At 72.4% G+C, this 24,329-nt stretch carries 20 protein-coding genes; 13 read left to right on the top strand and 7 right to left on the bottom strand.

Going from position 1 to position 24,329, the window contains the following annotated elements:
- Positions 1-86: 86 nt before the first annotated feature.
- Positions 87-2,567, bottom strand: a complete 2,481-nt coding sequence (gene tap / locus ABT014_RS32950) for a telomere-associated protein Tap (RefSeq protein ID WP_350643246.1) — start codon at positions 2,565-2,567, stop codon at positions 87-89.
- Between the two features lie 298 nt (positions 2,568-2,865).
- Here tap and ABT014_RS32945 point away from each other — a divergent pair, with 298 nt between their 5' ends.
- The 3 genes from ABT014_RS32945 (at position 2,866) to ABT014_RS32935 (ending at position 5,694) form a co-directional block, all read left to right on the top strand.
- The gene (locus ABT014_RS32945; protein ID WP_350643245.1) at positions 2,866-3,735 is read left to right on the top strand and encodes a DUF6192 family protein; all 870 of its coding nucleotides are present in this window, start codon (positions 2,866-2,868) and stop codon (positions 3,733-3,735) included.
- A 128-nt stretch (positions 3,736-3,863) separates the two neighbouring features.
- Entirely contained in the window at positions 3,864-4,277 is a 414-nt protein-coding gene (locus ABT014_RS32940) for a hypothetical protein (protein WP_350643244.1), read from the top strand.
- A gap of 112 nt (positions 4,278-4,389) precedes the next feature.
- Entirely contained in the window at positions 4,390-5,694 is a 1,305-nt protein-coding gene (locus ABT014_RS32935) for a glycosyl hydrolase family 18 protein (protein ID WP_350643242.1), read from the top strand.
- 277 nt (positions 5,695-5,971) lie between these two features.
- Here ABT014_RS32935 and ABT014_RS32930 read toward each other — a convergent pair whose 3' ends face one another.
- Entirely contained in the window at positions 5,972-7,276 is a 1,305-nt protein-coding gene (locus tag ABT014_RS32930; RefSeq protein WP_350643240.1) for a hypothetical protein, read from the bottom strand.
- 502 nt (positions 7,277-7,778) lie between these two features.
- On the opposite strand from ABT014_RS32930, the gene ABT014_RS32925 reads away from it, so the two are divergent.
- The 9 genes from ABT014_RS32925 to ABT014_RS32885 all read left to right on the top strand — a co-directional run bounded on the left by ABT014_RS32925 (position 7,779) and on the right by ABT014_RS32885 (position 17,178).
- Positions 7,779-8,342: a GNAT family N-acetyltransferase gene (locus ABT014_RS32925; RefSeq protein WP_350643238.1), complete on the top strand. Its 564-nt coding sequence runs from the start codon at positions 7,779-7,781 to the stop codon at positions 8,340-8,342.
- Positions 8,343-8,650: 308 nt separating this feature from the next.
- Entirely contained in the window at positions 8,651-9,181 is a 531-nt protein-coding gene (locus tag ABT014_RS32920) for a hypothetical protein (RefSeq protein ID WP_350643236.1), read from the top strand.
- On the top strand, positions 9,178-9,663 hold the full coding sequence (locus ABT014_RS32915; protein WP_350643235.1) for a hypothetical protein: 486 nt from the start codon (positions 9,178-9,180) through the stop codon (positions 9,661-9,663). The genes ABT014_RS32920 and ABT014_RS32915 overlap by 4 nt, the downstream gene beginning before the upstream one ends.
- A gap of 33 nt (positions 9,664-9,696) precedes the next feature.
- Entirely contained in the window at positions 9,697-9,963 is a 267-nt protein-coding gene (locus ABT014_RS32910; protein ID WP_350643233.1) for a hypothetical protein, read from the top strand.
- A gap of 185 nt (positions 9,964-10,148) precedes the next feature.
- Positions 10,149-10,439 carry a hypothetical protein gene (locus ABT014_RS32905; RefSeq protein WP_350643231.1) on the top strand — a complete coding sequence of 97 codons (291 nt, stop codon included), beginning with the start codon at positions 10,149-10,151 and terminating at the stop codon, positions 10,437-10,439.
- A complete protein-coding gene (locus ABT014_RS32900) occupies positions 10,436-10,828 on the top strand; it encodes a PIN domain-containing protein (protein ID WP_350643229.1) in 393 nt (130 codons plus the stop codon). Before ABT014_RS32905 ends, ABT014_RS32900 begins: the two co-directional genes overlap by 4 nt.
- A complete protein-coding gene (locus ABT014_RS32895; protein ID WP_350643227.1) occupies positions 10,829-12,763 on the top strand; it encodes a zeta toxin family protein in 1,935 nt (644 codons plus the stop codon). It abuts the gene before it with no gap.
- An 84-nt stretch (positions 12,764-12,847) separates the two neighbouring features.
- A complete protein-coding gene (locus tag ABT014_RS32890) occupies positions 12,848-13,384 on the top strand; it encodes a transposase (RefSeq protein ID WP_350643225.1) in 537 nt (178 codons plus the stop codon).
- Between the two features lie 986 nt (positions 13,385-14,370).
- The gene (locus ABT014_RS32885; RefSeq protein ID WP_350643223.1) at positions 14,371-17,178 is read left to right on the top strand and encodes a helix-turn-helix transcriptional regulator; all 2,808 of its coding nucleotides are present in this window, start codon (positions 14,371-14,373) and stop codon (positions 17,176-17,178) included.
- A gap of 207 nt (positions 17,179-17,385) precedes the next feature.
- Here the strand turns inward: ABT014_RS32885 and ABT014_RS32880 are convergent, their stop codons facing one another.
- On the bottom strand, positions 17,386-17,607 hold the full coding sequence (locus ABT014_RS32880; RefSeq protein ID WP_350643222.1) for a hypothetical protein: 222 nt from the start codon (positions 17,605-17,607) through the stop codon (positions 17,386-17,388).
- Positions 17,608-18,405: 798 nt separating this feature from the next.
- Between ABT014_RS32880 and ABT014_RS32875 the strand changes: the two genes are divergently transcribed.
- The gene (locus ABT014_RS32875; protein ID WP_350643220.1) at positions 18,406-18,879 is read left to right on the top strand and encodes a helicase associated domain-containing protein; all 474 of its coding nucleotides are present in this window, start codon (positions 18,406-18,408) and stop codon (positions 18,877-18,879) included.
- A gap of 83 nt (positions 18,880-18,962) precedes the next feature.
- On the opposite strand, the gene ABT014_RS32870 is transcribed toward ABT014_RS32875, so the two are convergent.
- The 4 genes from ABT014_RS32870 to ABT014_RS32855 form a co-directional block, all read right to left on the bottom strand.
- Positions 18,963-19,328: an ASCH domain-containing protein gene (locus ABT014_RS32870; RefSeq protein ID WP_350643263.1), complete on the bottom strand. Its 366-nt coding sequence runs from the start codon at positions 19,326-19,328 to the stop codon at positions 18,963-18,965.
- 1,090 nt (positions 19,329-20,418) lie between these two features.
- On the bottom strand, positions 20,419-20,991 hold the full coding sequence (locus tag ABT014_RS32865; RefSeq protein WP_350643219.1) for an AAA family ATPase: 573 nt from the start codon (positions 20,989-20,991) through the stop codon (positions 20,419-20,421).
- Positions 20,988-21,845 (bottom strand): hypothetical protein, encoded by an 858-nt coding sequence (locus ABT014_RS32860; RefSeq protein ID WP_350643217.1) that lies wholly within the window; start codon positions 21,843-21,845, stop codon positions 20,988-20,990. The genes ABT014_RS32865 and ABT014_RS32860 overlap by 4 nt, the downstream gene beginning before the upstream one ends.
- Positions 21,846-22,315: 470 nt before the next feature.
- On the bottom strand, positions 22,316-23,659 hold the full coding sequence (locus ABT014_RS32855) for a hypothetical protein (protein ID WP_350643215.1): 1,344 nt from the start codon (positions 23,657-23,659) through the stop codon (positions 22,316-22,318).
- Positions 23,660-24,329: the final 670 nt, after the last annotated feature.

Genomic DNA, 24,329 nt, shown 5'->3' with positions numbered 1-24,329 from the left:
TCCTTCCTGGCGGCGCCCCTGGCGGGGGCTTGTGGTTCGTCGGGTACTGGCGGCCCGCCGGCGGGTGCCGGCGGGCCGCGCGGGTGCTACTCGTCGGCGGAGACGACGCCGCCGGTCTTGATGTGCCGGGCCGGGTTGGCGCCGTCGGCGAGCAGCTCGGCGATCTCGGTCATCGGGCGGGAGCCCTCGAACTTGACCATCCCCGGGCTGACGCCGAGGCGCAGCGAGGCGGTGAGGGTGCCGTCGGTGCGGGTGAGGACGTCCAGGGCGCCGGGGCCGGGTGCGGCGAACACCGCGCAGTCGGAGAGCACGGCGAGGGCGTGCAGGCCGGTGTCGGCGGCCATCTTGCGGAGCTTGCGGTGCAGGTTGACGGTGGCGGTGTCGATGATCAGGGCGCGCATCAGCGGGTCCCAGGTCGGGCGCTCCAGGGCCGGCCAGCGCTCGCCGGGCTTGTAGCCGTGGCCGCGGGGGCGTTCGCGCATCTTGCCGACGGTGCCCTTCGCGGTCTGCTTGATCGCGGTCAGCACCGCGACCTCCGCCGGGTCGCCCTGCTTGACGGCGGCCATGGCGTCCAGGAATGCCACCGGGTCGGTGTCGGCGAGGGTGAGCGGCACCCCGAGCGCGGCCATCGTGTCCAGGTACGCCTGGCGCAGGTGCTTGTGCCACGGGTCCAGGTACGGACCGGACTCGTGCCGCAGCCAGCCCTCGGTGGGCCGGACCCGGGCGCCGAGCTCGACCGCGTACGCCACCTTGACGGTGGAGTACCAGGCCGGGCCGGCAGGGCGGGAGCCGTCGGCGGTGAACGGCGACGGGAGCAGCGGGTCGGTGTCGACGCCGGACAGGTCGACCAGCCACGAGCCCGGGACCTTGGGGTCGTAGGTCGGGTTCAGCTCGTGGACCGGGCCGGACAGCGGCAGGACCAGGCGGCCGGCGGCGGCGAGGAACGCCATGTTGACGTCCAGGCCGACCGCGAACGGCGCCGCCTGCTCGGCGTCGGTCAGGTCGCGGTGCCAGTCCCAGGCTTCGGTCACCAGCTCGCCGCCCGCCTCGCGGTCCTGGGCGAGGGGGTGGATGTCCGGGACCTCCGGCGGCGCCGGGTCGAAGGCGTCCTTCGGCCGGGAGCCCTCCACCGCACCCGAGGTCCAGCCGGCCTCGGTGCGCACCGCCCGGGTCGGCGGGCGCAGCGCGGTCACCAACTCCAGCCCGGACACGGCGGTCGAGCCGCGCGGGGTCAGGACCCGGGTGGCGTAGGTGCCGAGGAGGCGCGCCAGGTCCGGGGCGGCCAGGCCGTCGGGGATCTGCCAGCCGCCCGACGCGAGCGCCCCCCAGGCGGGGATGCACAGCTGCACGCACTGGCGCTTGCCGTCCTCCGGGGTGCGGTAGATCCGCGCCCACGGGCCCAGACCGCGCTGGGTGAGCAACCAGCCCGACTTCTCCAGCTGCTTGACGGCCTTGTGGTTCTTCGGCAGCTGGCCCAGGCGCTGCACGAAGTCGCGCTTCTCGTCCCGGCCCATCGGCGGCAGGCCGAGCTCCGCCAGCGCGGCGTCGGTGAGCACCACCAGGGCGTCGCCGTCCTTGCCGTGACGGTGCAACCGCGGGGAGCCGAACCGCTGCTCCAGCGCCCACTCCACCACGGCGGCCAAGGTGCGGCCGGCCGGCGCGGCCTGCGCCCGGGTGCCGTCGGCGAGGTAGGCCACCAGCGCCTTCCCGTCCGGCGCGACGTCGAGCACCGCGAGCGGACCGGCCGGGAAACGCGCGGCCGCGGCCGCCTCCCAGTCCGCAGGGCCCTCGGCCGCAGCGGTCTTCTTCGCCGGCGCCTTGCGCGCCCGCGACGACGGGCCGGCGGCCGGACGCGACGCCGCCGCACGACGCACAGGCGCAGCTGCCGGGGCGGAGGCCGCGGCCCGGCGCGGCGCAGCGACCGAGGCGGCCGGCTCCTGCGCGATCACCGCGGCCGGGGCCTGCTCGGCCGCGGCCGGCTGCGGAGCCGGCTCCGAGGCGGTGGTGGTGCACCAGCCGCCCATGTGCACCGGACGGCCCGCGCTGCGGTACGGCGTCGGCCGCCCGCACCGCACGCACGGCTCCGGCCGGCCCGCCACCAGGTCCCCGGCGGCGTCCCGGTCGAGCTCCACCACCTGGTCCCCGCCGGCCGTGGCGGCCGGAGCAGCCGGAGGGGCCGGCTGCTCGGCCGCCGGGGCAGCGGCGGGCGCCTCCGGCACGACCGGCGCGGCCGCGGGCCCGGATGCCGGCTCCCGGCCGCTGGCCCGCACGAGGCCCGCGGACTGCGCCAGGCGCAGCCACTCGCTCGGCTCGACCGTGCCGTGCTGGAGCGCCAGCGTCGCCAGGAACCGGATGTACCCCTCGCGCCTGGGCGGGCGGGGCTCGGTCGTCCCCGCCTCCCAGCGCACGATCGTCTCCCGGCGGGTCCGCAGCGCCTTCGCCAGGTCCTCCTGCGTGTACTCGGCCGCCGTCCGCAACCGGGCCCGCTCCGCAGGCACCGGAAGATCGTCCACCGGCCGGGGCCGGGCCAGCAGCGCGTCGATCGACGCGAACAAGTCCTCGCTCACAGGTCCACCTCCGACCTCAGTCTAGCGCGAAAGTAACTCACGGAACGCTCTTTTGAAACGCACTCGGTTTCGGGTTGAGGACTCGCGGACGAGGTGGTCCATACGCCAGAGGCGGAGCGGCCCAGCCTGGCAAACTACGGCGCTCCGTCGAGGAGTACCTAGCTGGGGGCTCCGCTTGGAACTGCTGAGCCGAAGACGCAACACGCAAGATCAGCAAGTGCGGGGCGACGAATAGGACATCACGTACTTACTGGCATAAAATCTTTCTATTGGCAGACTGGTTGTCCGGGAGGCTCGCATGGCCACGAGCGCAGTCGACGACTACGGCACGAACGAGTGGAACCAACTCGTCCATCGAGGTCAGAGGCTTGTCTCCTCTGAGGGTTCATCCCAGTTTGCACTTGGTGACATCGGCTTGGAGATGGTCCCCCTGCCCCCCAAGGGCAGACGGCCACCAATGAAGGCATACAAACTACTTGCGACGTACGCCGAAGAGGTGGGGCTGGAAAGCGAGCGCTTCGAGGAGTATCGACTTGTCGCTGGAGCGTGGCCGAAGAAGGAGCGCGACAAGAACGTTTGCTGGACGGTCCACTCGATCCTGGCTCATCGACATGACCGGTTCGAGATGATCAAGGACCCGCCGATATACAAGCGCACGCGCGAGCGCCGGTGGACCTGTGACGGCGCGCACCGGGCCCTGGGGTGGAAGACCCAGGTACCCGATACCATCGAGGAGAAGGTCAGGCAGATCGAGGACCTCTTGGATGACGAAACCGCTGTAGAAGTGGTCGAGCGGGCGATGATGCAGCGTCCCGCGGTGGTCAAGAAGGTCGCAGCGAAGCCCCCGGTGCGGGAGGCCTTCAATCGCGCCCAGGCCAGCGAGATTCGTGAAGCCCGCGAGGAGACCCACCGGCGCCCCGAGGTTCAGAGGCTAAACGAGCAGCAGGAGGTACTGACCGTCCTCGGCCTGTGCTCGGCTTTCGCCAGCGGCATCGGAAGGACGTTGCCGGGCCTTCACCTCGCAGAGCTGCCTGAAGATGCCCAGGACTCCATCCGTGAGGGGCTGGGTCGGGTCAAAGCGGCGGTCGAGTGGACCGAACACGTCCTAGCGACAGGGCACACCGACATGGACGCCGCTCTAGAACGGTTGATCGCCGGAGGGCCGTAGGACGGGTCGAAGGTCCCCGGCACAGAGGAGACATAGCAGGAGAAGAGAAGATCAACAAGGCTTGAAGAGCGCCAGGGAGCCGGCCGGGCAATGGGTTCTTCTAGTCGGGGGGCAAGGAGACGAGAACAATGACCGCCCACCAGCGCCCCGAGTCTTTGGCACGGAGCGTGTTCGACGCCTTGCAGAGCGCAGGCCGCCGGGGACTCACATTCGTTGAGCTCATGGAGGTTACTGCCCTTACGACGCACCAGGTGCGTCACGGCCTGAGCGTCCTGAGAGAAGCCCTTCCGGGAATGAAAGGCACAGACGCCGTGTACACATATGACCCGCATGGGCACGTGTACCGAACGGCCTACCTGCCGGACATTGCCGAGGCGTACGAGCTGATGCGCCTCAGCTCGGAGGCGACCCGCAGCTACCGAGTTCTCACCGGAACTGTTCTCCCGCATGCTCGGCAGTCCAAAGCCAAGCAGCTCCGGATGCTCAAACGCCACCTCCAACTGATCGTTGACGAAGCCAAGGACATCCTCGAGCCCGCCTAACGGGATTCAGGAACTCCCGCCCGGCAGGATGGTGAGACCCAGAACGACGCCACATGGCGCCGGGCCGGGCACCACCCGGCGCCATCGGGGCCTCTCGGCGTGAGGTCAGGACGTGGACTTCCGTGAGGGCGGTGCCGGGGCGGACCTGACCCGCCTGCCGGCCACCGCCTTCGACGAGATCGTCATCGGCCCGGTGGGGATCATCGGCGACCAGGGCGAGTCGAAGGACACGATCAACAAGGCGGCCGTCGACTTCAAGATCGCCGCTTCGGAGAGCGACCTGGCCAACCACCGGGGCGAGGCCACGTTCACCGACGGCTGGGGCGACGTCCTGGCGTACGTCGGCTTCGGTTTCGACGGCTGGTTCTCCGACGACGCGGCCGGCAACTTCACCGCCGTCAAGGCTCACGGTCTCCTCGGCGCCGCGGTCCGCCTGCACCGGGCGAATCCGAAGTTGAAGGTCGGCCTGCACGTCGGCGGCTGGAAGATGAGCGAGGCGTTCCACCACATCGCCAAGGAGGCGGAGTCCCGGACGCGGTTCGCCGAGTCCCTCGCCCGGATCTTCCGCACCTTCCCGATGTTCACCACCCTCCACCTCGACTGGCGGTACCCGGGAGCGGAGGGAGCGCCCGGCAACGACTACGGCCCCGAGGACCCGGAGAACTACGCGAGCCTCATCCGGGCGACCAAGAACCTTCTCGACCCCTTGGCGGCCGGCGGCGTCACCATCGCCGTCAGCCTGCCCGGCACCGTCGAGAAGCTGAAAGCCGCCAACGTCCCGCTGCTCGCCGACAACGGCGCCTCCCGCTTCAACCTCCACACGCTGGACTACTTCGGCACCCCCTGGGCGGAGAAGATCAACCACCACGCCAACCTGCGCCGCGACCCGAACAACCCCGACCAGCCCTGCGTCGACGACGCCGTCCAGTACCTGATCAACGACCTGAACATCGACCCGCACAAGATCCACCTCGCCTACGCCACGCACACCCGCAACGCGCAGCGCGCCGAGATCAAGAAGATCTCCCCGCTGAGCGGGGAGTACGAGCCGTACCCCGGCGAGGCGACGGTCGGCACGGTCGAGTCCGGCACCAGCCGGCCCGCGGACGTCTGGCGCAACTACTACGACCTGGAGGCCAAGAAGGGCCGCAACGGCTTCACCCTCTACACCGACACCACGTCCGACGCCGACTTCCTCTACAACGAGGACAGCAAGGTCTTCTTCTCGCTCGACACCCCCCGCTCGGTGAAGTCCAAGGCCGAATACGCCGCCACGCACAAGCTCGGCGGCCTGTTCGCCTTCGACGCCGAAGCCGACAACGGTCTGCTGGCAAACGCCGCCCGCGAGGGCCTCGGCCACACCCTCACCGACACCGTCATCGACATGAAGCCCCTCTACATCACCGGCGAGAGCTGAACCGACCCCCGGCATCACCCACCGGAGCCGCTGGCGGGAAGGCCAAGCACCACGGCCTTCCCGCACCCGGTTTCAGCCGGGGCGGGCGCGGTCGCCGGCCCCGGGCCCGGGCGGGCGCCCGGACGCCGCCGACCCTGCACTGCACCCCCTTGTCCTCCGTCGGGCCCCGCAGGTTGTCCCACCCCTGGACCAGCACGTTGTCCCGCCCGATTCGTCCCGGTCAGGGGCCTTGTCCTCCCGGTTCGTCCGTGACCGGAATCACGGCCCCGGCGCCCGGTCAGAGGTCGTGGACGTGGGCCTGGAGGATGCTCCGGGCGGCGAGCTCCGGGGTGTCGTGCAGGGCGGCCTGCTGGGTCTTCGGGTCGCCGAGGAAGCACTCCTCGTAGACCGCGACCCAGCCGTCGCCGCCGTCCAGGCCCCGCTCGACCCAGCCGACCGGGTAGCCCTCGCCGAGCACCACCATCACGTTCGGCTGCACCGTCCAGCCCGACAGCACCCAGGCGTAGCCGAAGACCGCGGGGTCAAGGGGGATGTGGGCGTCCATGCTGCGGGGCAGGCCGCGCTGCAGCGGATCGCGCGGCACCCTCACCGTCCCGACGGCGGGCTCGGCCACGCGCGGGCCGATCCACCCGTCGGTCCGGGGCGCAGGGCGGTCGGCGTCGGGGGTCCGCGCGGCGGTGGCCGGCGGCACCTGTCGGGCGCTGCGGAGCGCGTCCAGGGTCTCGCTCCGGTCGTGGTGGATGCGGGGCCGGCCGAGGTCGTCGAGCAGCGGCTCCGTCCGGCCGTCGGCGAGGTGCAGCACCGCGATCCAGCCGCCCGGGCCCCACGGCCCGTCGCCGAGCAGCGCCGCCCAGCCGACCCGGACGCCGTGGTGGTGGAGCTGGTGAACAGCGGTGGCCTCCGGCGTCGACCAGGCCGTGGTGGTCCAGCCCGGGCCGAAGGTCAGGGAGAGGTCGTCGGTGCGGTCGGGCGGGCCGAAGCGGCGTACCGGATCGGAGGCGGCGCGCAGCACCGGGTCGGGCTGCAGGCCGGTGTCGTCGGGGTGCGGAACGGCAGCGGCGCGGGCCGGGCGGGCCGGGGCGGTCACCGGGTCGGCGGCGGGCGGGGTTTCGTTGCCGCCACGGAAGGTGTCGCCGCGGGGCTCGGGGAGGGCAGGTTGTCCCCCGTCGGCGGGTCCGGGTTTCGTTGCACCGGCTGCCGCCCCGGCCGCCCGAGTGGCCCGGTGGTTGAGCTCCGCCGCCGCGGTGAGGAGCAGCTTCAGCGCGGCCGCCGTCCGGTCGGGGTCCTCGCCCTGGTCGAGGACGTCGGCGAGCGCCAGGGTGGCGGCGGTGACCGCTTCGGCGCCCTCCAGCAGCTCCGCTCGGTGGCCGGGCCGCACCTCGGCAGGGGCGGCGGGGGCGTCGGCCTGCGGTGTTTGCGGCGCGGTCTTGGCGCGGCGGCGGTGCGCGGCGGAGCGGCACGTCGAGTTGCAGAAGCGGCCCGGGCGCCCGGTGGCCGCCGGCTGCAGCGACCTGCCGCACGCCTCGCAGGTCCCCGGGGGCCGCAGCGGCAGGTCGACAAGGGTCGGCTGGTCCACGCTCATAGCCGCTGACACTACGGGTTTCGTTGCATCGCGTCCCGTCCCGGGTCCGATCCCACCGGGACGCCCCGAAGCCGGCGGTGCCCCGCGCAGCGTGCCGCCAGGGTTTCGTTGCAGCGACGAAACCCTGGCCCGGGGTGGCCCGCGCGGCGCAGCGGAGTTCCGTTGCGACAACGAAACCTGTGCGCTGCCCCCGCGAAGTGCAGCGCCCCGAGTGCGCATGCGCAACCCACTGCGCAGGCGGCACCGCGCATGCGCAACGCCCCGCCCGCCACCTTGCGCAGGCGCATCCGGCCGGACCCGGCGCGGTGCGCAACCGACCCGTCCGACCACCCGGCCAAGGCCCAAGGCCGTGAAGTTACGTTTGCGTGGCTGGTGGCGAGTGGGTTCGACGGTCCGCCCGCCGTAGGCAGCGGGCCCGGCAGAGCGACGGTATTCGTGCTGGGGGCTCCGCTGACCGGTCGGTTAGGCTGACGGGCAGCTCTCGGGGAGGAACACCAGATCGATGACCACGCTCTCACTGCCCTTCAGCACCGAACGGCTCCTGTTGCGCCTGTTCACGCCGGACGACCTCGATGACCTGCACGCGTATCAGGGCCACCCCGAAGTCGCTCGCCATCTCTACCGGCCGCCGCTCACCCGCGAACAGTGCATGCAGAACCTGACGCGGCGTGCCGCCGGCACCGCATGGTCCGATGACGGCGACAACCTGGTGCTCGCCGTCTGCCCGGCCGGTGAGGCGAAGGTCGTCGGCGAGGTTGTCCTGAAGCTCGAGAGCGCGCGGGCGGGCCAGGTCGAGATCGGCTGGATCTTCAACCCGGCGTACGGCGGCCGGGGGTACGCGACCGAGGCGGCGCGTGCGATCGCCACGCTGGCCTTCGCCGAGCTGGGCGCTCACCGGCTCTTCGCCCGCCTCGACGTGCTCAACACCGCGTCGGTGCGGGTCTGCGAGCGCCTCGGCATGCGCCGGGAGGCGCACCTTGTCGAGAACGACCTCGACGACGGGCGCTGGGGCAGCGAGTACGTCTACGCGACGCTCGCCCGAGAGTGGAAGGCCGATCGGGTCTGACAAAAGGACCAGACGGAGCCGCTTGGCCCTTCGGTTGGAGCCATCACCGCGCGGCTGGTTCGAGCGGACGCTGCGATCCCCATCGCAGTGCCCCCACCTGCGGCCTCGCACCCCGCGCACCTGACCCGCACCCGCTCTTGCGCATCGTGATCCGAGCGGCTGCGCCCCGGATCGCACCGTCGCACCCGGCTCCGGCCGCTGCGCAGCCGGCGGTTGCGCGGGCCGTCAGTCGCAGCAAGGTGTAGCAGCACGACCAGGTGGCCCTGCTGCACCCGTGACCGTCCGGTCCAGCAGGCGGTTGCACCGGTATGACGACCTCTCCGCCGCCCTGGCTGCCGCTGCCGCTGCCACTGCCGTCCCCGCCCGGCCGGACCGAGGACGAGCCCGCCTCCGGGTCCGGCGACCAAGCGCTCGACCCCGCCGAGCTGGCCGCGCTCCACCGGGGCCGCGACGCCGGGGAAGCCGCAGCCGCGTGGGTGCGGGAGCTGGCCGACCGTCAGAGGGACGAGCGCCACGCCCTGGCCCTGAAGCACGCGGCTGCGGGTATCGAGCGAGCCAGCCACCAGGAGGTGATCCCGGGCGGCGACGGCCAACTGACCGAGGAGCTGCGCTACTCGCTCGGCGCGGACGTGCTGCTCGGCGCCGCCTACACCGCCACCCTGCCCGACCTCGCGCCGGACGAGCGGCTGCCGCTGGTCGCGGTGTGCGCGCTCGCGGCCGCCATGCCGTCCTGCGTGCTCGGCGACCTGGCGCGCGAGCTCGCCCTGCTCGCCGACGAACTGGACGCCGCCACCGCCGCCGGCCGCGCCGCCACCGCGGCCACCGGCTCGGCCGGGTGAGCACGACCAGGCGCCGGGCGCTGGGGCCCGGCGCCGCCCGGGTGCTGACCGACGCCGTCCGGGCGCCCCGCACTGCGCCGCCGTGGTCGCCGGCCGGCGCCGAGGGCGCCCTGCGCGCCGTGCTGGAGGAGTTCGAGCGGACCGCCGAGCCGTGGCGGGAGGCCTTCGAGGACCTGGACGAGGACATCCTCGCCGAGACCGCCGCCGAGGCCCGCGTCTTCGAGACCGATCCGGCCCGCGCCGTCGACGAGCTGGTGCGCGGCCTGTACGGGCAGCTGGCCGGCTGGCGGCACGCGATCGGCGAGCTCGGCCGCGCGCTCACCGCGGCCGCGCAGGACCGGCCGCTGCCGGAGTGGGCCGCCGACGCCGGCCGAACCGAGGACGTCCGCTGGCGCCGGGCCCGCCAAGCGCTGCTGGAGGCCGTCGCCCGCCACCACCACGGAGTGCTGCCCGCCGGCGACCAGGAACGCCGACCGTGGTGACCGGCACCGACCCAGGCTCGGGAGAATGATCACGTGACCAGCAGCCACCCGAGGGGCATCGGCGCCCTGATCCCCACCGCCCGCACCGTCGAGGCCTCCTCCCCCGGCGCCCGGGCAGCCAGCCAGCTTCTGCACCTGCGCACCGCGCTGGTGCCGGTGCCGGTGCTTGCGGCCGCGCTGGAGCTGATCGCCCCGCAGTTGGAGGACCCGGACCCGGTCACCAGGGAAGCCGCCGCCGCCGTCCACGCCCGGCTGCTCGCCGCGGTCGAGGCAGCTACCCCGGGCCACCAGGCCATCTGATCCGCCGCTCGGTTCGCTGGTTGGGGTGCGGAGCAGTAGGCAGTCTAGGAGCCCCGTGGCTTCGGGTCGGCGGATTTCCGGTGCGGTGGCCGGGCCCAGCGCCGCGGTGAGGTTGGCAAGGGCGGGCAGCGGCGGGGCGCCGATCCTGGTACACCGCTGGTGTACCAGCGGTGTACGATCGCGGTATGGCTGATGCGACGATCAAGGTTTCCCCTGATACGCGTGACCGGCTGGCCGCCTTGGCGGCGGCCCGCGGCACGACGATCGGCGCCCAGGTGGCCCTGCTGGTGGACCAGCAGCCCACGGCGGAGCAGATCGCCGAGCGCGTTGCCGAAGGCCGGCGGCTGCTGCGGGAGCACTTCGGGATGACCCTCTCCGACACGGAGCTGGACCAGGGCCCGGACCTGCTGCAACGGGTCTACGGCATCGCCGCGGACGACGCGCGCGCCAAGGTCGCCCCGAGGCGCAGCGCGTGATCATTCTGGATTCCAGCGCCCTGTCCGCGCTGGCCGCGGGTCACGCGCGTCTGCACCGGATCGTGGACTCCGCTCTGCACAGCCCGTTCCGCCACCTGCTGGTGCCGGTGCTGTGCCTGGTCGAGGCCGAGATCAAGGACGAGGGCGCCGCGCACGCGGTCCTGGCGCTGCCCGCGCTCGAGTTCGAGGCCTTGGACGCGAGCACCGCCGTGGTGGTGGCGACCATGGTCCGCGACGGCTACGGCGGGCAGGGCGTGGCGCACGCGATCGCCGCGAGCCTGCCCACCCCGGCGCGCCCGCAGCAGCACCTGATCCTGACGGCCCGCTCCGAGTTGTATCCGCCCGGGATCGTCACGGTCGACATCGACGACCCCCGCCTGGAGCCGTAGGTGCCGCTGGCGGACCAAGCCGGGGACGAGCCGCGCTCGGGCGGCAGCGCGGACGTCTTCGCCAAGGAGGTCCTGCCGGCTGTGCTGCGCGGCGCGGTGGCGCAGGAGCGGCCGGTGGTGGTGTTCGTGGCCGGGCAGGCCCGCAGCGGCAAGACGCTCGTCGTGGACCTGGTGCACGCCGCGCTCGCGCGCCGGGGTGGTGCGGTGCGGGTGGACCGCGACGCGTTCAAGGCCGTCCACCCCGACTACCCGCGGTTCCTCGCCGAGGACGTGCGCACGGCCGGGGTGCGGGTGCGCACGGACACCTACGGCTGGCAGGCCGAGGTGGAGGAGCGGCTGCGGGCCGGCCGGTTCGACGCGGTGGTGGAGGCGGCGCTGGGCCGCCCCGAGGAGTTCCTCGCCGCACTCGCCGCGTACCGGCGGGCGGGCTACCGGGTGGAGATCGTGGCCCTGGCCGTGCCCGAGGCGGTCAGCCAGCTCGGTGTCCTGGACCGCTACCTGCACCTGGCCGGGGAGGGTCGGGCCCGCTACGTGGGCTGGGACAACCACGACGCCTGCGCCGCGGCCCTGCCCGCCGTGCTCGCCGCGGTGGAGGCCGGGCACCTGGCGGAGCGGGTCGTGGTGGTGCGGCGCGGCACCGCCATGGTGCTGGAGAGCGTGTACGCCAACGAGCTCGACGCGGGCGGGGGCTGGGTCCGGCCGGCGCGCGCCGAGGGGGCGGTCATCGCCGAGCGGAGTCGCCCGTGGGGTGCGGCCGAGACCGGCCGGTTCCGCCGGCAGCTGGCCGCCTGCGAGCGGCGCGCGCACGACCCTGGGATCCCCGCCGACTGGGCGCTGGCCGTCGGCCGCGACGCCGAGCGGGCCGCGGCGCTCGGCGAGCCGGTGCGCCGCACCGCCCAGCCGCTGAAGCAGGCGCCCGGGGTGGACTACCACCGGCTCTCCGCGGACGAGCACGACTTCGTCTTCGACGCGGTGATCGTGCCGACCATGCTGAGCGGGGTCGTCCCCCAGGAGAAGCCGGTCGTGGTCTTCATCGCCGGGCAGCCCGGCGCCGGCAAGACGAGGGCCGCCCAGCTGGTCAACCGATCCCTCCACAGCGCGGTCCACCTGTCCGGCGACGACTTCAAGGTCCTGCACCCGGACTACCCTCAGCTGCTGCAGACGGATCCGCGCCGGGCCTCGGAACGGATCCGCACCGACTACCGGGCCTGGCAGGCCAGGGCCGAGGCCTGGGTGCGCGAGCGCCGCGGGAACCTCGTCATCGAGACCACCCCGGCCGGCCCCGCGAGGTTCGCCGCCGACGCCGCCGCGTACCGGCGGGCCGGGTACCGGGTGGCGCTGCTGGTACTGGCCGTGCGCGCGGCCGACTCCCGCCAGGGCACCGCCCACCGCTACGCCCGGCTCAGCGGGCGGGGCCTGCCCGCCCGGTTCACCACCACGGCCGGCCACGACGCCCACTTCCACGCCCTGGCCGACGTCGCCCGGGCCGCCGAAGACCTGGCCGTGGTCGACCAGGTCACCGTGATGCGCCGCGACGGTACGGCCCTGTACCGCAGCCGGCCCACCCGCGGGCACCAGCCAGGGACCAGCGCCGCGGCGCTGGTGCTGCTCGCCGAGCAGGCGCGCCCCTACACCGCCCAGGAGGCCGGCGCCTTCTGGGCGATCCAGCGGGACATGCACGCGGCGATGCCGCAGTACCGCGACGAGTTGGTCGCGATCGGCGCCCAGGCCGGCCCTCTCATGCCGGATGCCCTGCGGCCGCGCCGGCTGGAGGCGCCCGCCACAGCGGCCGCGCTGCCCGTCCCCACCGGGATCGCGCACTTCATGGCCGGCCGGCCCCTGCCCACGCCGTCCACCACCCGGTGGCTCGACGACGAGGACACCGTCCGCACCCGCTGGCGCACCTTGGTCACCACCCGCCGCCCCTCCAGCTGACGCCGCACCGGCCCGCACCGCGCGACGAGCGAGGAGCCGCGAATGCCGAGCCGGCCGGCCTGGTGCTACCGGCACCATCGGTGGATGGAGGGCTGCACCAACGCCTCCGCACTCACCCGCGAGATCCAGCAGCTGGGCTACCGCGGTGACGTCAACACTGTTCAGCGTCATCTGCGGCTCTATCGAACCGGAGCGATCCCGATCGAGGCCCTGTTGCCCCACCTGACCGTCCGCCGCGTCACCGACTGGATCATGCGCCGACCCGAGCGGCTCGACGACACCGAACGCAAGTGCCTCGACGAGCTGTGCGAACGCAGCCCGGCCCTGGCCACGACCACCCACTACGCCCGACGCCTGGCCGCCATGATCCGCGAACGCCGCAGCGAGCACCTGGCCCTCGACGTCTGGCTCGCCGACGTCCGCCTCGACGGGCAACCAGAACTCCGCACCCTGGCCAACGGCATCCGACGCGACCACGCAGCCGTTCTCGCGGCCCTGAACACCACACTCACCTCGGGAGCAGTAGAGGGCAACGTGACCAGAATCAAGCTGCTGAAAAGGCAAATGTACGGCCGGGCCAACTTCGACCTCCTACGCCGCCGCATCCTCCTATCACCATGATCAACCAGCCAAGACCCCTCAATCAGCGACAGAGCCCGGAAGTTGAGCCAGAACCACGACTCGTGATTAGAGCCACGGCTCCGAATTCCGCGATCGGGACGTCACCCATCGGGTTGTCGGAGGAGTGGGCGTAGACCCACTCGATGAGGGACTCGTGGTGCAGGGCGTACTGGTGGGCCACAGCTCGGCTCCTTCGACGAGGAGCTGAAGGATATGCGTCAGGTCAGACAGGGGGAATAAATCCGGGAGGGTCAGCCACGCCTGATGGGCCGCTCGCGGTTGTCGCGCGGTCAGCAGTGGTGGGCCCGGCCCGGCGAGCTGTGCCGTGGGGGGTCGGTAGAACCGGTACGCAGGGCGAGGTGCGGCACGGCTTGTCGGCCGAACGGGTAGCGGTCAGGCAGGTGCCAGGCGCACCCACCCGGAGCCCGGGAAAGATCACCGCCATGTGCACCCGTCCTGTCCTGCGCACCCGGTTCGGCCCCATTCCCCGGCTTTCCCCACCCGGTCCGGGTATGCCGGACGCCGGGTCAGCCGGGCGGCGGTGCTGCGCGCAGCGGCCGAGCGTGGCGTCCGGGGTGTCGCTGTTGATGAGGACCCCTGATTGTTTCCCGAGATCCTCATCAACGGTGAGACAGCGACGGATCCGACGGCCCCCGTGTGCGCCGGCCCCCGCTGCGGGCGGCGAGTTCCCAACCCGGCCCGCGCGGGCCCGCCACACCAACCCGTCACGAACCGGCAGGACAGCCGACCGAACCGCTGGCAGTAGGCCCAGCCGACCGGCAGCCGGGGCAGGCCGACGGCCGGGCGGACAGGACGGCGCGGGCCGGCGGCGAGGATTTGGCCACGGCAGTTCGCGCCGGTGGGAGTGCGGCGACTCAAGCGCCGGCGCGAACGTTCAGAGGACGGGATGGCGCCGGGCGAGGAGGGCCGGTCGGGCTGTCCGGTGAGGGACGATCGGCGGTCTAAAGTGTGATCTTTGCGGGGGAGTGTGGGTGTGGCGTCGGGCGGATTGTGAGCGGTCGGTGGGGGTGGTGGTCGTGTCGCGCGACGTGACGGACCTGGTGGGGCGTGTCGCGCAGAAGGCTGCGATCGGGGCGGCTTTGGCCGCTCTTCCGGGTGCCGGTTCCTGTCTGCATGTCACAGGCCCGGCGGGGATCGGAAAGAGTGCCCTGCTGGCTCACGGCCGGGCCCGGGCCCGGCTGGGTGGGCTGACGGTGGTCCAGGCCCGGGGTGTCGAGGCGGTGCGCGGGCTCGCGTTCTCCGCCCTGCACGAGCTCCTGCGGCCTGTCCTCCCGTTCGTGGGCCGGCTTCCCACCACCCAACGCGAGGCCCTGCTCGATGCTCTCGGGGCGGGGCGGGCCGTCCATCCGCCGGAACGCTTCCGGGTAGGCCTGGCGGCGCTGGAACTGCTTGCCGAGAGCGCCTGCGTCACCCCGGTTCTGGCGGTGGTCGACGACCTCCAGTGGGTCGACACGGCCAGCCGGGAGGTCATCGCCTTCGTCTCGCGGCGGCTGACCTCCGAACCGCTCGTCCTGATCGCGGCCTCCCGCACCTCCGAAGTCGCCGGCGACTGCGGCGGGCTGGGCGAAGGAACGCAGCTCCTCCCCCTCGATCCGCTGACCGAGGACGACGCCTCCACCCTGCTCGCCACCCGCGCCGGCCATCTCGACCGGTCCCAGCGCCGACGGGTGCTGGACCTCGCGCAGGGCAACCCGCTCGCACTGATCGAACTGCCCACGACACCGGCCGGCGAGCCGAACGACCCGCGGGAACGGGCCCGGCCGGACGCAGCCGCGCTCACCTCCCGCCTGCTGCGGACCTTCGCCGACCGCCTGGAGGACTGCACCCCGCCGACCCGCACGCTGCTGCTGCTCGCCGCGCTGCAGGACAGCGACGACCTGACCCTGGCCCACGCCGTGGCGGTGGACCTGCTGGGCGCCGAGGCCGCCGACCGGGCCCTGGCCGAGGCCTTCGCCATCGCACTCGCCGAGCCCGACCCCGACAACCCCGGGCAGCTTCGGCTGCGCCACCCCCTGGTCCGCTCCGCCCTCATCGAGGCCGCCGGACCCGCCGAGCTGGCCGCCGCCCACCTGGCCCTCGCCGCCCGCTTGGAGAACCCCGACCGAGCCGTCTGGCACCGCGCCGCCGCAATCCAGGATCCGGACGAGAAGGTCGCGGCCGACCTCGACACCGCGGCTTCGCATGCCGCCGCCCGCGGTGCCACCTCGCTCGCCCTGGCTTGCCTTCAACGCGCCGCAGCGCTCTCCCTCGAACCTGCTGGCTCCGCACGACGCCTGATGCGCGCCGCCGAGTACGCCTTCGAGCTCGGCCACCCCGACACCGTACGAGAACTCACCGGCCACCTGCGGGCCCTGCCCGCAGACCGCGTCGACACCGGTCGGCTGGCGGCCCTGGAGAGCGCCTTCGACGACGGCGTCCCCGACGGGCAGCCACTGGTCCGCGATCTCACCCGCGCCGCCGTCGACGCCACTGCCGGCGGCGACCGGGCCCTCGCCTCGCACCTGCTGATACGCGCCGCGCGCGCCACCTACTGGGGTGCCTACCGAGACCCGGACCTCGCACCGGGCCTTAGGGCCGCCACCGACCGCGTCGGCCTTCCCACCACGGACGCCCGCATCCTGCTGATCGGATCCTTCGTCGACCCGTTCACCCACGGACCGACGGTCATCGCCCAGCTCGAACACCCGGACGCACGGGACCCCGTCGACATCGGACTGCTCGCCCAAGCCGCGTTCGTGGCCGGCGCCTTCGACCACACCGTGCACCTCACCGGCCTCGCCGCCGACGCCCTGCGCGAGCAGGGCAGCCTCGCCGCCCTCGCCCAGGTCCAGGTACTGCGCAGCTTCGCCGCCCTCTACCTCGGCCAGTGGCAGGTCTGCTACACGGCCTCCGACGAGGCCCACCGCTACGCCACCGAGACCGGCCAGCGGACCTGGGCCGCCTGCGCGGACCTCGCCAAGGCCAACCTCGCGGCAACCCGCGGCCGCCAGCGTCTGGCCGCCCGGCTGACCAACGGCGTGCTCGACGTGGCAGCGGACACCGGCAACGTCGCGATTCTCAACGGCATCCAGCTCAACCGCGGCCTCGCCGCGCTCGGCCAAGGTGACGCGGCAACCGCCTTCACCGAACTCTCCCGCATGGTCGACCCCCGGGACCCCGCCTACCAGAGCCCCCAGTGCGCCTGGGCCATGGACTACTACGCCGAGGCCGCCGCACTCACCGGACACCACAGGCAGGCACGGGAGGTCCTGGCCCGGATCGAGGACCTCACCGCAGACACCCCGGCCGACGGCGTCCGTCGCGCCCTCGCCCTCGCCCACGCCCTGCTCGCCGACGACGACCACGCCGACCAGGCCTTCGACACCGCGCACCGCCGCACCGCCGACGCCTCACCCTGGTACCGGGCACGCCTCGACCTCGCCCACGGACACCGGCTGCGCCGCCACCGCCTCATCACCCGGGCACGCGAGCACCTGCGCTCCGCGCAGAGGGTCTTCGACGCCTTGGACGCACCCGCCTGGGGCGCCCGCGCCGACGACGAACTGCGGGCCACCGGCCAGAGGGCACAGCGCCACCGGCCCGACGCCTGGGCCAGCCTGTCGCCGCAGGAGCTGGAGATCGCCCGACTGGCCGGTGAAGGGCTGTCGAACCGGGAGATCGGCGAGCGCCTGTACCTCTCGCACCGCACCGTCGGATCGCACCTGTACCGGATGTTCCCCAAGCTCGGCATCCGCTCCCGCAGCCAGCTCGCCTACACACTCGGCCGGAGCTGACCAGCCCCGGGCTCCCGGCTGCACAGCCGCCGGTCGTGCCGATCGCACCGCCAACGGGCGAAGACCGCTCGCCGCACTCCGCCCCTGCCGAACGGGCCGGCCTCGGTGCCATTGGGCGGGGCGGCGCCGGGGCCGGGCCCGTGGGCCGGGCTCCAGGAGTTGGACCTGTCGCCCGGCCACGGCATCCACCGGCCGGGACCGAACCGGTCAGGGGTAGGCGTGGTGGGCCTTGCGCCAGCCCAGCAGGGATGCGAGTGCCCGGCGGATGATCGCCTCCTGACGGGCGTTGTGCGCACGCTCCGCTGCGGTCAGCTCGTGCTCGCAGTCGGTGAAGAGCCTGCGTATGAGCTCCTGCGGGTTGCGCTCACCGTGCTCGCGCTCGATCCACCGCGGCGCGATGAGGGCGGGCGGGACCGTGGATGCCAGCATGCAGTTGCCGCCCGAGGCTCCCTCCCCACCCGGCAACCGAGTCGACGTCTGGTCACCCGACGATGTGTGGTCACCGTCGCTGGCGGCAGCAACACCACCCGCTCCGGCGACCGTCGCCCCGACCAGCACCGCAACGGCCAGCCCGCGCCCTACCCTGCCCCGCCTCGATCGAATCCGCACTACGACCTTCCTCTCCTACACAGCCGGCGACCCCGTCATACGAAGCAGCCGAAGATCCGCGACATCAATCCGATGACGGCCGCCGGCGCCCGCCGCGAAGTACCTCCGCGCCCGGCCACCGGCAAGCACCCCGACCCTACGAACACACCGTCACCCGGCGCTTGAGTCATTCGACTGCACCGAGGTGGGCACCGGACTCGGCGTCGGGCCCGGAGGGTGCGGCGTCGATCAGGCAGGGAAAGGTGCGAGATCCGTCACGGAAGCTCATGGGCACCCGGCGACGACGCGCACATCCTCGCCCAGGAGATCCTGCCCGCCGTGCCGCACGGCGCGATGGCGCGATGGCGCAGGATCAGCCCAGCGGTGGTGTTCGTGGCCGGGAACACCTCAGCGGCAAGACGGTCATCGTGGTCCTGGTGCACGGAACGCTCGCGCGGCGCGATGGTGCGGGTGGACCTCGACGGGGAACCGGCCACGCTCACGCCGAAGTGGCGTCGGGCAGCTGGAGGAGATCGACCCGTGGTGGTGCCCCTCCTGGGCCGATCACCTGGCAGCGCGCCCACACGGTCGGATCGTGGTGGCTGGACTCGAACGGGCGGGTCGCGGACCGTGCTGCCCATGGACACAGTGTTCGAGGGCGAGCAGCTCGGCCGGTGGGCGCTCGCGCAGCGGGCCGGCTCGCCAGCCCTGGAGGCCGAGCAGCAGAACCTCCTGGCCGCGATCGAGAACGCGGCCGGCCCGGAGCTGGTCACCGCGAAGGCAGCCGACGCCAAACCGGTCGTGTCTCGCACCGACCGGTTCGCGCTCGGTCTGGCAGCGCTGCCCGCCTTCGTCGCCGAGCACGGCCACGCGAAGGTGCCCCGCCCTCACAAGCAGTCGATCGAGATCGTGGAGGCCGGCCCCGGAGGCGAAGAGCTGGTCGCGGTGTCGCACTTCGCGCTCGGCACCTGGCTCAACAACCAGAAGGCCCGCCGAGCGAAGCTCACCCCAGGTCAGCTCGCGCAGCTCGCCGAGCACGGCGTCGAGTGGGCGTGGCGGGCTGGTCCGGCCGGGCTGGGGTCGTTGGCCGGCGGTAGGCTGCCAGGGCTCTGAGAAAGCACTGGGAGGCCGTCACCCTGCGGGGTGGCGGCCTTCCGGCGTTGCTGTGCGGGGTGCGCTGTCGCGGTGGGTCGGGACTACGGCACCTTCTCGATCTCGATGGCCAGGACCCCGAGGGCTTCCTTCTCGGGGCCGTAGATGCGGCGGATGTTGGCGAGCTGCTCCTCGCGGGGCGAGTCGGGGTTGATGTTGGCGGGCCCCTCGGCGTCGAGCATCTCCTCGAAGTCGGTGTAGCGGGTGACGCGCTTGACCTCGACGAGGCACTCGTCGCGGCCGCAGGCGAAGCGGATGTGCTGGCCGACGGCGAGGTTGCGCAGGTTCGCGTACTGGACGCGGACCTCGATCTTCTTGCGGCCGGAGGCGACGAGGTCGAAGTAGCGGCGGTAGAGGTTCATGTGCCGGGCGCGGGGCGCGAGCGTGGGGGCGACGGTGCGGCTGGTCATCAGGCGGTCGATCTCCAGGGTCGTGTAGGAGCGGTAGAAGTGCTTGGGGTCCGACAGCATGAGCCGCATCAGCCACACCATGGCGTCGGCGTAGTCGTCGACGCTGCCGTCCCACACGGTGGCGTTTAGCATCCAGGGCCGGGCACCGGGCGGGGCGGGGACCAAGTTGTCGCGGATGAGGGACTTGGAGAGCTTCGCGCCGGTGTCGGTGAGCACCATCGGGGTGAAGATCCGGGCGGGTGGGCGGATGCCGTGCAGGGCGGCGAAGGCCGCGTCGACGAGCTGGCAGCCCGGCGCCCAGTCGCCGCCCTTGACCATCACCGGCAGGGTGGCCGGCTCGGCCGCGAGCACGCGCTCCTTCACGAGGTTGCGGTACAGGGTGGCCAGGTCGAGGTAGGGGCCCGACTCCGGTGTCACCGTGCTCTCGTAGAGGCCGTGGTCGGTGCACTGGGCGGTGAACGTGGCCGCAGCGTCGTCGAGTCGCACCAGGCGGGTGCGTTCGGCGCGTTTCTCCGCCCAGCCGCAGCGGGGGCAGGGCAGGCGCAGGTGGACGATGCCGTGGGAGGGTGCCAGTGGCCAGCGGATGGCGTCCAGGTGGTGCAGGGTGCGCAGGAATTCGGCGCGGAAGGCCGGGGTGTGCTGCTGGCGGGTGTAGGTCTCGACCTCGTAGTCGATGCCGGTGGCGTCCGCGAGGGAGTCGAAGAACGCCCGGTAGTTGGTGTCGATCAGGTTGGCGATGCCGGCTTCGCCGAGCGCGTGGTGGTAGGTGGTCTGGTAGGCGTGGTGGGTCTCGGGGTCGAGCTTGAGGTCGAAGGGGGCGTTGTCGAGGGCGCCGAAGCGCACCACCGTGTCGATGGAGAAGGCGCGGCGGGCGGCGGCGGCGAGAAGGAAGGCGGCGCTTTGGACGAGGGAGGTGCCCAGGTGCGGGGTGCCGTTGATCTGGGTGCCGACGCAGAACGCGATCAGGCTGGGGCGTTGGGCCTTGACCTGCGGGCGGATCATGTCGACGGCGCGGAGCATGGAGTTGGCGGTGACGTTGTTCGGTGAGACAAGGTCGGTGGTGCCGTGGCTCATGACTCCCCCAGAGTCGTCAGGCGAAGCGGGTCGGCAGGTTGTTGAGGATGAAATCGACGCGGGCCTGGGCGTCGTCGGCGGCCACGAAGGTGGGGCGGTAGCCGGTGTCGTAGTAGCCCTGGACGATCAGCTCGTGCACCCTCGGGATCTCCCGCTCCTTCGCCCACACGAGGTCGTCCGCGCTGGTGAAGTCGTCCAGCGGGTCCAGGACGAACACCGCGTCATACCGGTAGGTCCGCGACGCCTCCTCCAGCTCGGCGTACGGGCCGATGCCGAAGAACCGGTCCCAGCCGTACCCGTCGGGGATGCCCCGGTTGTAGAAGTAGTGGCCGCCGGTATGGGCCCGGTACTCGTCGATGAAGCCGGCCAGTACTTCGCGGGAGTAGGCGGTGCGGTCGCCGACCAGCAGGTGCCGGCCCAGGCGCTCACGGTGGCGGCGGTAGACCTCGCGGGCGATCTCCCCCTGCGAGGCGGGGATGCCGCGCTCGTGCAGGGCCTCGAAGACGGCCTCCTTCCCCGAGGACGGGCCGCCGGTGATGACGTAGCGGTGCGGGGGGCCGGGCGTCGTCGGGGTGGTGCTCGTGCTCACGGTCGGTTCCTTCCGGTAGGTGCGGTCGCAGGCCCGGCCGGCCGGGCCTGCGGGTCGCCGGCCTGGGGCCGGGTCAGGTCCCGGTGCCAGGTGTCCTTGAGAGCGGTGGGCAGGGCGTTCAGGAAGCCGGCGGGCGCGGGATGGGCGCGGTAGGCGGCGACGATGCGGTCCAGGGCGTCGTCGTCGAGCGGCGGGATCCATCCCGCCAGGCGGGCCAGCTCGCGCGGGGCGATACGCATGTCCGCGTTGAGGAGCGTGCCGCCGTACGCACCCTGGTAGGCGTCCGCCCGCGCCACGGCCCGCCCGAACGCCCAGAGCGCCTTGTCCACGCCCTCGTCCAGCTCGCGCGAGCCCACGCGCATGCTGATCATGCGGGCGACGTCCAGCAGCTCGGCGCGCAGCTCGTAGACCGCCGACCACAGCAGGGACAGCAGCCCGTCGTGCTCGGCGGCCTCCCACGCGAAGACGTCCTCGGCCAGACGCGTGGGACCGGCCGGGGCGGTCAGCGCCGGTGCGGCGGCGTGGACGGCGGCGAACGTCTCGGTGTCACCGGCCAGCGCCTGCGCGAGAACGGCACAGAGCCTTGGCTCGATGCGCTTGCGGAAGTGGTGCACCTCGTATTCCGCGGCCCCGGCCGCCCGCCGTCGGCGGTCCGTCAGCGTCGTCCCCGCGGGGCCGATCGCGCCGAACAGCACGCGGGCACTGTCGGCGAGCTCGTGCTCCAGGCGGGCCAGCTGCCAGCGCAGCAGCCCGTCCAGCGCCCGCGCCCGGCTCCCGGCGTCGGACGGGTCGGTGGCCCTGGCCACCACACCCGGCAGGTCCAGCAGCACCGGCGCCGCGAGATCCGCGCGCACCGGCAGACCGGAACGAAGCAGACCTCGCAAGCCGTCGGCAAGCTCGTCGGGCCCCGCACCGCGGGCGGCGGTGGGCGGGGGCTCCGTGCGGCGATCGGAACTCGGCTCCGTCATGGTGCCCTCCAGCCTCTGCACCGCAGGCATGCCCAGGAAATGCCCACCTTGGTTGCCCAGAATATGCCCACACCTGGCAGGAGCGAAGCAGATTGCCTGAACCCATGGCCCACGGCGCCCCCGCGGAGAGTCCGGCGCCAGGGTGATGAGCAGGTGGTGGCGTCGCACCTCGCGCCGGACACCTGGCTCGACAACCAGAAGGCCTGCAGAGCGAAGCTCACCCCTGGGCGCTCGCGCAGCTTGCCGAGCACGGTGTGGAGTGGGCGTAGCGGCATCGGCTGGAGCGGCAGGCCTGCATCGCCGACAGCGCCGGAGGGCCGTTCCGTTGTAGCGGGGACGGCCCTCCCGTTCTTCTTCTAGGTGAGGAAGAGCATCCGCAGGAGGTGCTCGGTGCTCATCAGCAGGCTTCGGACGGCTGTTATGTCGCCTTGGCCGGTGTGCTTGATGCTCTGCACTTTGCTTCTGAGCACCGTGTTCATGGTCAGGAGGCTTTCGGTCATGCCGACCGCCAGCTTGGCTTCGTCCTTGGTGGCCCTCAGCACGTAGCGGATCCGAAGGGCGTGCGAAGGTTGCTTCGCGGGATCGGGCCAGAGTTTGGGGTCAAGCCCGGACTGGGCGAACCACATCAGCAGCTTGTCGTTCGGGGCGGCCTTGCGCAGGGTGCGGTCGAGCGCCTCGATCATGCACGTGGCTGCCTTGTCGACGGCGGCCGGGCCGCGCCGCTGGACGTCGTCCCAGGCACCGTCCAGCAGATCGGGAACGGTGGGATCGAAGCTGTGCAGTCGAGCGTAGAGCTCATCCACGACGTCTTGTCGGCCGCGTTGCCAAGGGGTGAGGATGCGCTCCTCCACGACGACCAGGTCCCGCTCGCCGTCCTCTTTGGTCACCGCTTCGGCAGCCACCATGCCAAGCGACGTCCGACCGGACACCAGTGCGATGTGCGCTTGATCATCGGAGATACCGGTGGGGAGGTCGAGGACGTAGTTGCGCCAGTGGCTCACCGAGCTGGCGCTGAGCTCGGGCAGCTCGGAAGGCGTCCGGTGGGTGAGCTGCTCGGTGAGCTCGACGTGCAGTTCGCCGACATCGGCGAGTTGCGCAATCTTCGCCTGCAGCGCGGTCGTGGAGGAGAAGTCGATCTGGCGGATGAAGGAGTCTGCCTGCATCGACGCCCAGTAGCTGCTCTGCGGTCCGACTGCTGTACGTACGGCATCGGCGAAGACCCGCTCCAGGCCGGTGGCAATGCCGCTGATCGCGGGGAGCGACGACTGGCGGGTCAGCTCTGCCAGTGGGGCAGCCCATGACGTCTGCATCCGGGCAATCGTGTCCGCAGCCTGTCGGTACGGTGCGAGCGCCTGACCAGCATCGAGAAGGCCCAGCTGCTCAGTCCAGACACGCTGGCTCCTGGCGATGTCGGGCAAAACGCCGTCGAGCGCACCCTCGAGCCACGACGTCTGCATCCTGATCATCTCGTTCGCCATCCGGCGGACCGGTTCCAGCATGTCCAACTGCAGCTCGGCCAAAGCTGTTGACTGTAGCTTGACGCTGTCCGCCAGCATGCGGTCGAGCCCGGATGACCAACCGAACGACCGAAGCAGGTCGAGTCCGCTCGTGTCGACCTGACCGGGGCGGAGGACGACGTCGGCCGACCTCTTCCGGGTCGGCGCGGCGGTCTCTTCGGCGGGACTGGTGTCAGGTGCCATTGAGGCTCCTCACTGCCGGATCGTCGGCGCGCCCTGACGGGCACAGCCATTCGGCTCAGCCTACGCGCGCATGCCGACACCCCAAGTCGATTTTGGTGGCCCTGGTTCGCGGCCAGCGGTAGGGCTCGTTGGTTATCGACTCCAGCAGTACTCCCGCCGGTGATGGCCGAGCTGAAGGACAGCCGGAGCAGCCTCGACGGCCAGGTGGCCGTGATCGTCATGGCAACAACCCGGCCCGCGCCGTATCGCCGCGAGTCGCCGCGCCGGCCCGTGCTCCCCGCGCCGCTGGCGGCCACGGCCGGCCGTCGTAGGCAGCCGGATTGCCGCTCGCTGGCGGGGTTGACCGGCGTCCGGGATGGTGTAGCGCGCGTGCGGGCCACGCCGGTTCGATCCCCTGGCCAAGGCCGGGGGTCGAAGGGGTTGAACGGCGCTCTCGAGGGCCTACCGTGCGGCCCGACGAACCGTCAGGAGTAACGCCGGGCACACCTGTGCCCGCCATGATCCGGGTCCGTCCGTCCATCACGGTGTACGAGACGAAGGAGATTGCCGTGGACAAGTTGGAGCCGCGCGGCACAGCGAGCGCGGCAGAGTGGGACGACACCGCGCGCCGGACGAGCGCGCCCCGGTCGGCATGGGACGGCGTCGAGCGCCGGGCACAGCACGCCGCCGC

Origin of the sequence: Kitasatospora sp. NPDC094015 (genome assembly GCF_040304075.1) — a bacterium.
Taxonomy (GTDB): domain Bacteria; phylum Actinomycetota; class Actinomycetes; order Streptomycetales; family Streptomycetaceae; genus Kitasatospora.
This window is presented reverse-complemented; position numbering and strand designations above follow the sequence as displayed.

Bases quoted from the DNA above. Each gene is read 5' to 3' on its own strand.
- ABT014_RS32945 (WP_350643245.1), top strand. From the start codon at position 2,866: ATGGCCACGAGCGCAGTCGACGACTACGGCACGAACGAGTGGAACCAA.
- ABT014_RS32940 (WP_350643244.1), top strand. From the start codon at position 3,864: ATGACCGCCCACCAGCGCCCCGAGTCTTTGGCACGGAGCGTGTTCGAC.
- ABT014_RS32930 (WP_350643240.1), bottom strand. From the start codon at position 7,276: ATGAGCGTGGACCAGCCGACCCTTGTCGACCTGCCGCTGCGGCCCCCG.
- ABT014_RS32925 (WP_350643238.1), top strand. From the start codon at position 7,779: ATGACCACGCTCTCACTGCCCTTCAGCACCGAACGGCTCCTGTTGCGC.
- ABT014_RS32920 (WP_350643236.1), top strand. From the start codon at position 8,651: ATGACGACCTCTCCGCCGCCCTGGCTGCCGCTGCCGCTGCCACTGCCG.
- ABT014_RS32905 (WP_350643231.1), top strand. From the start codon at position 10,149: ATGGCTGATGCGACGATCAAGGTTTCCCCTGATACGCGTGACCGGCTG.
- ABT014_RS32890 (WP_350643225.1), top strand. From the start codon at position 12,848: ATGGAGGGCTGCACCAACGCCTCCGCACTCACCCGCGAGATCCAGCAG.
- ABT014_RS32880 (WP_350643222.1), bottom strand. From the start codon at position 17,607: ATGCTGGCATCCACGGTCCCGCCCGCCCTCATCGCGCCGCGGTGGATC.
- ABT014_RS32875 (WP_350643220.1), top strand. From the start codon at position 18,406: ATGGACACAGTGTTCGAGGGCGAGCAGCTCGGCCGGTGGGCGCTCGCG.
- ABT014_RS32870 (WP_350643263.1), bottom strand. From the start codon at position 19,328: ATGACCAGCCGCACCGTCGCCCCCACGCTCGCGCCCCGCGCCCGGCAC.
- ABT014_RS32855 (WP_350643215.1), bottom strand. From the start codon at position 23,659: ATGGCACCTGACACCAGTCCCGCCGAAGAGACCGCCGCGCCGACCCGG.